The organism is Corallococcus sicarius, assembly GCF_003611735.1.
Classification (GTDB): Bacteria; Myxococcota; Myxococcia; order Myxococcales; family Myxococcaceae; genus Corallococcus; species Corallococcus sicarius.
In genome coordinates this window covers 1-6,012 of sequence record NZ_RAWG01000447.1, presented here as the reverse complement: position 1 = coordinate 6,012, position 6,012 = coordinate 1, and the positions used below count along the sequence as shown (strand labels likewise).

Here is a 6,012-nt window from a genome sequence, read left to right as displayed (position 1 = left end):
GGCCCCCTGCGTGGGTGGGTTGCCGGGCGCGGCCGTCGCTACGTTGAGGGCGGGAGGTCGCGTTCTCCTGCCTCGCGACACGCCTGCTCATGGACCTGTACAGCGCCGCCCGGCGGATGGCCCGCCCCTTCCGGTTCACCAACCCGGCGTCCTACCGGGAGGTCCCACTGGCGGGCCGCGGAGTGATTGGCGACGGAAGCTCCTGCGCGCTCGTCCGGCCGGACGGCGTCATCGACTGGCTCTGCTTTCCCCGCTTCGACAGTCCGAGCGTCTTCGCGGGCATCCTCGATGACGAGCAGGGCGGCATCACCGGCATCACCCCCGTCGTGTGGCCCTTCGAGAGCCTGCAGCGCTACGACCCGGACACCAACGTGCTGGAGACGCTGTTCCGCTTCGAGCGCAAGGGGGCCATCCGCATCATCGACTACATGCCGTGGACCAACGACCCGCGCTCCACCGTCCACGAGGTGCACCGGCGCATCGAGTGCCTCGAAGGCCCGGTGGAGCTGAACATCGTCTTCGATCCGCGCTTCGGGTACGGGGCGTCGCGGACGCGGGTGGAGCGGGAGGAGCACGGGCTCGTGGCGCGCGGGTCGGGAGGGGAGCGGCTGGTCGCCGTGCTCAGCGGGGCGGCGCAATGGCGGCCCTGTGGGGAGCCGGGCAGCCAGCCCTGCCGGGGAGAGACGGGGCTCCAGACGCGCATCCGGATGGGGCCGGGCGAGCGGCGCTGGATGATCTTGTCGTGGGACTCGGACCGGCCGGAGCCGCTGGCCGCGTACCGGCCCTTCGACCACCTTCGGGACACCCGCCAGGCCTGGCGCGAGTGGGCGCAACAGCTCCACTACGAAGGGCCGTGGCGGCACCACGTCCTGCGCTCCGCGCTGGCGCTGAAGCTGCTGATGTACGGCCCCACGGGCGCGATGGTGGCCGCGCCCACCACGTCGCTCCCCGAGTGGATTGGAGGCCCGCGCAACTGGGACTACCGCTTCAGCTGGGTCCGCGACTCCGCGATGGCGGTCCGCGCCACCAACCTGCTCGGCTTCCTGAGTGAGTCGCGCGAGTTCTTCTACTTCGTGCGCGACACGTTGCAGCGGGGGGATCCGCTCCAGGTGATGTACACGCTGGACGGTGCGCCCGTGCCGCCGGAGCGGGAGTTGGAGCACCTCGCCGGCTTCCAGGGCTCGCGGCCGGTGCGGCTGGGCAACGGCGCGAGGGATCAGTTCCAGTTCGACACCGCGGGCGCGCTGCTGGACGCGGCGTACCTCTACGAGCGCTCCGGCGGGCGGCTGCCCTTGCGCACCTGGAGGCTGCTGCGCTCGGTCATCCAGACCACGGCCCGCCGCTGGCGCGAGCCCGACCACGGCATCTGGGAGCCGCGCCGGGAGATGCGGCACAACGTCCACTCGAAGCTGATGGGGTGGCTGGCTTTGCGCCGGGGGCAGCACCTGGCACGGCTCTTCGGGGAGTCAGCGCTGGAGCAGTCCAGTGCCGGCCTGGCGGACGTCATCCGGGCGGACATCCTGCGCAACGGCGTGGACCCGGCGCGCAAGCACTTCGTCGGAATCTACGGAGGCAACGAGCCGGACGCGGCGCTGCTGCTCCTGCCCATTGTCGGCTGTTTCCGGGGGACGGATCCGTTCATCCTGAGGACCCTGGACTGGCTGCGCGCGGAGCTGGGGGCGGGCCCGTTCCTGCGCCGGTACCGGATGGATGACGGGGTAGGGGGACCGGAGGGAGGCTTCATCCTCTGCGGCTTCTGGCTGGCGGAGGCGCTGGCGCTGGCCAACCGCATTGAAGAGGCCGAGGACGTCTTCGTCGCGCACGCGGAGGCGTCGAACCACCTGGGACTGCTGGCGGAGGAGATCCACCCGCTGACGCGCGAGCAGCTGGGGAACTTCCCGCAGGCCTTCAGCCACCTGGGCCTCATCAGCGCCGCCGCGCGCATCGACCGCGCGCTCCGGCTCCGGGACGAAGGGGAGTCGGAGCCCCCGCACCTGCTGGAGCCGGAGCCGCCCGCCATTGAGTGACCCCGGGTTGGAGCCTTGAGGTCAAGGTGCTGCGCGTGCGCCGATCTCCGGGAAGCGCTCGTAGGTCCGCTTGAGCGTGTCCAGGTGGGCGGGGTCGTCCAGGTCGAGCGGCGCGTCGGTGAGCTGCACGACCCACCCGCCCGATGCCGTGCGCCGCGCTCGTGAGAGCAGCTCGGCATCACGCGCAGGATCCGGGAACCCGATGGCCTGCGCGGCAGCCGCCGACCAGTAGTTCAGCCACCCGAGGAAATAGGGGATCTCTGGTGCGCGGATCTGTTTGAGGAGTCTGAGGGCAGGCAGCCCACGACGTGGGGACGGCGGCCCTTCCAGCGTGGGGGCTGTCTGATACGCGATGTCCAGCGCAGCGTCATCCGGCGTCGCATGCCCCCAGAACGCGCAAGCGCCCTCCGCCACGCACTCCAGCATCTCCCCCGCTGCCGCGATAACGGTCGCGTCTAGCGGCAACTCCGCATGGACGTCGAGCAGCGGCTGCCCGCCCGGGCCGAGGCGTCCCGATCTTCCTCTCCCCGAAACCGTCACGGGGTAGCTCTCGTCGCCATTGCACAGGAGCGGGAGCTTTCCGCGTGTTGTCGCCTCAACGAGCCAGGCGTCGCGTTGCGGTAACTCGATGGGGCGCCCTCCTTCGCCCACTTCCCACTTCAGGCGCAAGCCAGGCAGCGCCCGTTCCATGCCACGGACGACAGCGAGTGTGCGGCCGTCATTGGCCACGAGCGCTGGCGCGTAGACGGCCAGATCGAGGCGTTTCTGAGGGGGCATCGTTTGCATCCTGTGACGACGACGTTGAGGAATCGATTCGCTCGCAACAGCGCGTCCATGTGCGCTTGGGTACTCACACCGATCACGTAGCCATATCCGCATGCTTCTGCCGCGTCTTGCTCCTTTTCAATTTGCTCCAACTCCGTCTCAATCTCCCGACTCTGGATGAAGTAATTGTACGAGTCGAATCGATGGGTCTTGATCTCCCACAGCACGCGCACGCCGACTTGCAGCGCATCGAAGCGCACGCCGCCCACGAGCACGTCCATTCCAGGGTAACGGTTGGGCGGGAACGTGTCGGCGCATTCATCATGCGGGTCGTCCTCGCCCGCGTGAGGCACTGGAACAGGCTCGCAACTGGCACGGCCCGTCCGGTCCACGGGCACAGGCGGCACCGGGGGCTGCCAGTCCTGCCCCGCAGGCTCGGGCTTCAGCTTGGGCTTGCGTTGCGCTTCAGCTTCCCGGGATGCCACCTTCGCTCCTCGTGAGGTCCCTGCTTCCTCGGGGTAGGCGTGGCGGAGTTCATACGCCTCCAGCGCTTCCTTGATGGCGACGGCGACCACCACCACGCCCAGGACGATCACGGCTCCCACGACGATTTCAGGAGCCACCAGAACGCAGAGCCCGATGCCCATTGCACCCGCGCCCGCGGAGGCGACCGAGCATCTTCCCGCGGTGTCGTGGAACTCGAGCCGGTCACGGTCGAGGGCCTGATAGCACCGCTCCACCAGCACGGGCCAAGGCTGGGATGCCTCGCGGACAACGCACTGCCCCCCGTCCGTCCAGGGCAGCGCCGCCGCTCGCTGGAGGTTGACGATTCTCTGGCTCCGAGCTCTTCGCGTGCTGGGAGGTGGCGTCGACGTAGCGCAGGCGGAGAGGAAGAGGAGGAGTGCGAGGCAAGCGCGAAAATGCATGACCACGGCCTTTCAGGCCAATCAGGGCGCTACGGGGCAGGGGGGCCCGTTCTTGAGCATGCCACCCTGCGCCGACTGTCGGCGATTCTCCGGGCCCCAGGCTCGGCTACCTTCGCCGACCGGCGGGCGGCTGCCGCTGCGCACCTGGAGGCTGCTGCGCTCGGTCATCCAGACCACGGCCCGCCGCTGGCGCGGGCCTGACCACGGCATCTGGGAGCCGCGCCGGGAGATGCGGCACAACGTCCACTGGATGGAGGACGGGGTAGGGGGGCCGGAGGGAGGCTTCATCCTCTGCGGCTTCTGGCTGGCGGAGGCGCTGGCGCTGGCGAACCGCATCGAAGAGGCCGAGGACGTCTTCGTCGCGCACGCGGAGGCGTCGAACCACCTGGGACTGCTGGCGGAGGAGATCCACCCATTGACGCGCGAGCAATTGGGGAACTTCCCGCAGGCCTTCAGCCACCTGGGCCTCATCAGCGCCGCCGCGCGCATCGACCGCGCGCTCCGGCTCCGGGATGAGGGCAGTCGGAGCCCCCGCACCTGCTGGAGCCCGAGCCACCCGCCATTGAATGACTACCGATATCAGCCTGTTCACCGAAGCGGAGGATGCTTGGTGTAGGCCTGTAGCAAGGGTGTTGCGGAATCTGCTGAAGCACACGTACCGCGGAGTCGCCCTGGCGGCGCACCCTGGAACAGGGGGGCGTTTCGCGTGATCGCTGCCCACTGCATGGAGGGTGCCTCCCGTGTCGCGGTTCAGGTAGAAGACGCCGCCCACCACCGCCACGGACCCGGGAGTGATGGCTGTGGTCAGGGCAAAGGCTGCCATGGAAAGAGCGACGCTTGTGTATCGAAGGAGGGAGCTGCGACATGAACATCAAGGCGCTGCTCTCGACGACGGTCGCCCTCCGTGGCGTTGGAGTCGACAGCGCCGCCAGGGCGATGTACCTGCTGACTTCCGGGCTCACGGCACCCGCTTCGCGTGTGGCGGCCCCTGGTTTTCGGACGCAGAGTCCTTCGACGATTCGAGGCACCCTGACATGAGCAACACCCCACGTGAGCAGCAGGAGGCATCGCGTGCCCGGATGGTCGAGTTCTGGCGCTACTACGACGCGATGGAGGCGCGGCTCTCGCGGCCCCTGACCGAGCGCATGCTCGAACTGGCCGGAGTCTCGCCGCGAATGCAGGTCCTGGATGTCGCCTGTGGCCGAGGCGAGCCCGCCATCCCCGCCGCCCACCGCGTGGGCCCCCAGGGCCAGGTGCTTGGAATCGACCTGGTGGACGGCGTGCTCGAACTCGCCCGGGAGCGGGCGCGGCAGGAGGGGCTGGAGAACATCACGTTCCAGGTGGCCGACGCCGAGGCGCTGGAGGTCGGAGCGCGGACCTTCGACGTGGCCACCGTGCGCTGGGGCTTGATGTACATGCGCGAGCCCGAGCGGGCCCTCGCGTCCATCCACCGCGCGCTGAAGCCCGGGGGCGTGCTCGTCATCGCCTCGTGGGCCGAGCCGGCGCGAGTCCCCTGGGCTTCACTCGCCCGCCGGATCCTCGAGCGCTATCGCGAGGTCCCGCCCCTTCCGCGCGCCGATGAGCCCGGGGTGTTCCGTCACGCGGACCCGGCCCGTCTGGAAGCAGCCCTCGAGAGGAACGGCTTCTCGGTGGAGGCTTCCGAGGAGTGGGAGGTCCCCGTCGTGGAAGCCCACGATGCGAGTGACATCGTGAACTGGATCCGGCAGTTGGGCGGACCCGTGGTGAAGCTCGTGGGCGAGCTGCCGGAGCCGCGGCAGCGAGCGTGGGAGGCGGAGCTCCTCGCCGAACTGGAGAAGCGCCGCGCAGGGGAGCGGGTGACCCTGGGGGGAGTGACGCGGCTCACCCTTGGAACGGCCCTCGCGGCACGCGGGCGGGCCTAAGCAGGGAGTTGAAGACCTTCAGGCTGCTGGCCTGGTGAGCGGGACGCGAACGAAGCCGTCGGCTCCTGCGAGCGCGCTCACCAGTGCATATCGATCCTGGAGTCCATGCGAATCCATGTCGGAAAGAGCAGCTCGCCCCAGTGCGATGTCGCCGCTCGGGAAGCGATCCAGGCGGCACTGCGCGGAGCGGACGCTCCCTCCTTCGCCCTCGTCCTGTGCACGGACCAGTACGACGCGGGGTGCCTCGCATCCACGGCCCGGCGGGAGCTGGGGGACATCCCCTGGGCCGGGTGCTGCGCGGCGGGGGTCTTCGCGGACAACGAGCTGTTGCTCCAAGGACTGGTGGTCGCCCTCTTCTGCGGAAGGGATTTCCGCGTCGGGGTGGGCCTGGGC

6 protein-coding genes are annotated in these 6,012 nt (G+C 69.5%); 4 read left to right on the top strand and 2 right to left on the bottom strand.

All coding sequences use genetic code 11. The features are described from left to right. Positions 1–89 precede the first annotated feature (89 nt). Entirely contained in the window at positions 90–2,027 is a 1,938-nt protein-coding gene (locus D7X12_RS38280) for a glycoside hydrolase family 15 protein (protein WP_120630107.1), read from the top strand. Between the two features lie 21 nt (positions 2,028–2,048). Here D7X12_RS38280 and D7X12_RS38275 read toward each other — a convergent pair whose 3' ends face one another. Then, on the bottom strand, positions 2,049–2,804 hold the full coding sequence (locus D7X12_RS38275; RefSeq protein ID WP_120630106.1) for a DUF5953 family protein: 756 nt from the start codon (positions 2,802–2,804) through the stop codon (positions 2,049–2,051). Further along, on the bottom strand, positions 2,687–3,538 hold the full coding sequence (locus D7X12_RS38270; protein ID WP_341868266.1) for a DUF6310 domain-containing protein: 852 nt from the start codon (positions 3,536–3,538) through the stop codon (positions 2,687–2,689). The genes D7X12_RS38275 and D7X12_RS38270 overlap by 118 nt, the downstream gene beginning before the upstream one ends. A 238-nt stretch (positions 3,539–3,776) precedes the next feature. Here D7X12_RS38270 and D7X12_RS38265 point away from each other — a divergent pair, with 238 nt between their 5' ends. The 3 genes from D7X12_RS38265 to D7X12_RS38255 all read left to right on the top strand — a co-directional run. After that, on the top strand, positions 3,777–4,334 hold the full coding sequence (locus tag D7X12_RS38265; protein WP_244225032.1) for a glycoside hydrolase family 15 protein: 558 nt from the start codon (positions 3,777–3,779) through the stop codon (positions 4,332–4,334). 418 nt (positions 4,335–4,752) lie between these two features. Next, the gene (locus tag D7X12_RS38260) at positions 4,753–5,619 is read left to right on the top strand and encodes a class I SAM-dependent methyltransferase (RefSeq protein WP_120630104.1); all 867 of its coding nucleotides are present in this window, start codon (positions 4,753–4,755) and stop codon (positions 5,617–5,619) included. A 105-nt stretch (positions 5,620–5,724) separates the two neighbouring features. Then, positions 5,725–6,012 (top strand): FIST N-terminal domain-containing protein (locus tag D7X12_RS38255; protein WP_279637283.1); only part of this gene is annotated, 288 nt, incomplete at its 3' end.

What these genes read in the sequence shown, in the direction of transcription:
- D7X12_RS38260 (WP_120630104.1), top strand. Translation starts at nt 4,753, where the DNA reads ATGAGCAACACCCCACGTGAGCAGCAGGAGGCATCGCGTGCCCGGATG.
- D7X12_RS38275 (WP_120630106.1), bottom strand. Translation starts at nt 2,804, where the DNA reads ATGCCCCCTCAGAAACGCCTCGATCTGGCCGTCTACGCGCCAGCGCTC.
- D7X12_RS38280 (WP_120630107.1), top strand. Translation starts at nt 90, where the DNA reads ATGGACCTGTACAGCGCCGCCCGGCGGATGGCCCGCCCCTTCCGGTTC.
- D7X12_RS38265 (WP_244225032.1), top strand. Translation starts at nt 3,777, where the DNA reads ATGCCACCCTGCGCCGACTGTCGGCGATTCTCCGGGCCCCAGGCTCGG.